The organism is Burkholderia sp. APQ4-4ca, assembly GCF_057837105.1.
Window position 1 is genome coordinate 3,765 of record NZ_JBYQCG010000088.1, and the last position, 2,034, is coordinate 5,798.

2 protein-coding genes are annotated in these 2,034 nt (G+C 55.5%); one reads left to right on the forward strand and one right to left on the reverse strand.

Annotation, left to right across the window (positions count from 1 at the left end; genetic code table 11):
• Nucleotides 1-474: 474 nt before the first annotated feature.
• Nucleotides 475-900 (reverse strand): SymE family type I addiction module toxin, encoded by a 426-nt coding sequence (locus tag AC3IFE_RS10715; RefSeq protein WP_489190498.1) that lies wholly within the window; start codon nucleotides 898-900, stop codon nucleotides 475-477.
• Nucleotides 901-1,650: 750 nt separating this feature from the next.
• Here AC3IFE_RS10715 and tnpA point away from each other — a divergent pair.
• Nucleotides 1,651-2,034: IS66-like element accessory protein TnpA (gene tnpA / locus AC3IFE_RS10720; RefSeq protein ID WP_489190499.1), on the forward strand; the 384-nt coding region annotated here is incomplete at its 3' end.

Consider the following 2,034-nt stretch of genomic DNA (forward strand, 5'->3'; position numbering starts at 1 on the left):
CTGACCGAGCGCTTCGTCGCAGTCGAACTCGGTCAGTACGAGTTCGGAACGGCCGGAAAGCGGTGTCGCAATCGTGAATAGTCGATTGGTTTGAAGCGCGAAAAACTGCTTCGCGATCTCGGAAAGGGAGAACGAAGACATCAGCGGCCCTGGAATCTGGTTAAACGTTTGCGTAGATCGTACCGCAATGTTTCAGATCGGGGGAAGTATTGCGGGGTCAGCGTTCTAATTCTGATTCGGTACTGAGATTTATGTGATGGACGAACGCGTTCCCGCGATTCATTGTGCGTTGTGGCGTGTGGATTGACTACAATCCGTTAGAAATGGCTTTAACTGCTTGATGTCATAGTGTCAACATCTTACGTTTGCGATGGTCACGCTTTCGAAACATTGTCGATAACTGTTACGTTTGACGATCCGGTGGCGGTTGCTGCGGTTGCGTCATCTTGAGGGTTGTACGGCAGCAGGCCTGGGTTACCGGCCCGCTGCAATTGCAGAACAATCGTCGCTTGTCACAGTTACTAACGGTTCGGAGTATCGGGCACCGAGCCAACTAGCGGATGGTGACTTGTGACGCCCCCCATGGGCAATGCGCCGTTCACATCGGCGTGATGATGAGTCGCTTGTCTTCGACGTAATCCGGACACGTTCCCCAGCCTCGAATCCCGCGTCTTCAAGCCATACTCCCGCTATTTTGATCCACGGGAAATACGTCGTGTTCAGCTTCCGGTGCGCTCTGATGGCGCGGAGGACCCTAGACAAGGAATGATGGCGTGCTGACTCTTGAACCGTGACGAAGCGTTCCGTTACGACGGGGCGTGACTTATGATTGGCATTAGCCATTTCCGACTCCTTGGGTGAGTTGGTTGTGGTCAGCGGGTCGTATGGGTGGCAGCCCATGCGGCCCGCGCTTTTTGCGGTGACACCATTTGAGTCTACCTAACTGGGCATCTCGAAATATGGAAAATTTGACGAATAGCCAATTGGCATATCTTCTTGAGGTTCACCGTAAAAAAGCTACGGAACAAGTCTCGATATCGAGGAAGGACGAGACCTGCGAAGCAATCAGGCCTGGAGATATTGAACACTGGCAGACACATGATTCGCGCGGCTCAATGACGAAAGCGGACGGGATGCAGGGTAAGAACCCGACGGACAGCGTGACATCGAAGCCGCGATATGCCTACCGCCGTTCGTTCGCTGAACCAGAACGATGCGGTTGCCGGAACATTCCGGTCGTGCCCCGGGGCGAAGTAACGAAGGACCCGATCGGCAGCCTGCAGGATCCAATTATCGTACCGAGCGCCGTATAAGGCCTCGAGTGTGAATGTTGTAGTCGGTGAGCACCAGATCAGAAAGATTTTTCTCTTGCACACGCTTCTTGCACACGCCGCCCGGCAAAGCCGTTAAACGCTGTCGGAATGCGAAAGCCAGAATCTTCAAGACTTCAAGATGAAGCGCCGACACCGCGCAAGTCGATCGCATCGTTAGCGAAGCAGCGACTCTGTTGATTTCCACCGAATCTTGACCCACCGTTTTCATCTAAATCTGACCCACCCCGAGACGTAAGCGCGAATTTAAGCACACCTAGAATTCCAGGCTGAATGCGCGCAGGCTTGCGTCCGCAACTACAACTTGCGGACGCAACCGATGACAGAGAACGAAGTTGATTTCTTTCCGCTGCGCGTGACGGGCGTGACCGCCACCGGCAAGCGACGCTTTGATCCAGAGGGTAAGCGCAAGCTGGTCGAGGCCTGTATGCAGCCAGGTGCGTCGATTGCCGGACTTGCGCTGAAGGCCGGCGTCAATGCGAACCAACTGCATAAATGGATTCACTTGCGCGAGCGTACGAGCGGGACTGCGCTGACGACAGCTGGTAAGCCGGCGCCATCGGCATTCGTACCGGTCGTGACCGTCAACGACGTGATGCCAGTGGCGCAGCGCGCACCCGTGCCGCAATCGCCGAAGAGGAGCCCATCGGTAAGCCCGGCCGTGCAGGCGTGCCTATCGGCGCAGTTGCCCAACGGCGTGACG

What these genes read in the sequence shown, in the direction of transcription:
- AC3IFE_RS10715 (WP_489190498.1), bottom strand. Translation starts at nt 900, where the DNA reads ATGGGCTGCCACCCATACGACCCGCTGACCACAACCAACTCACCCAAG.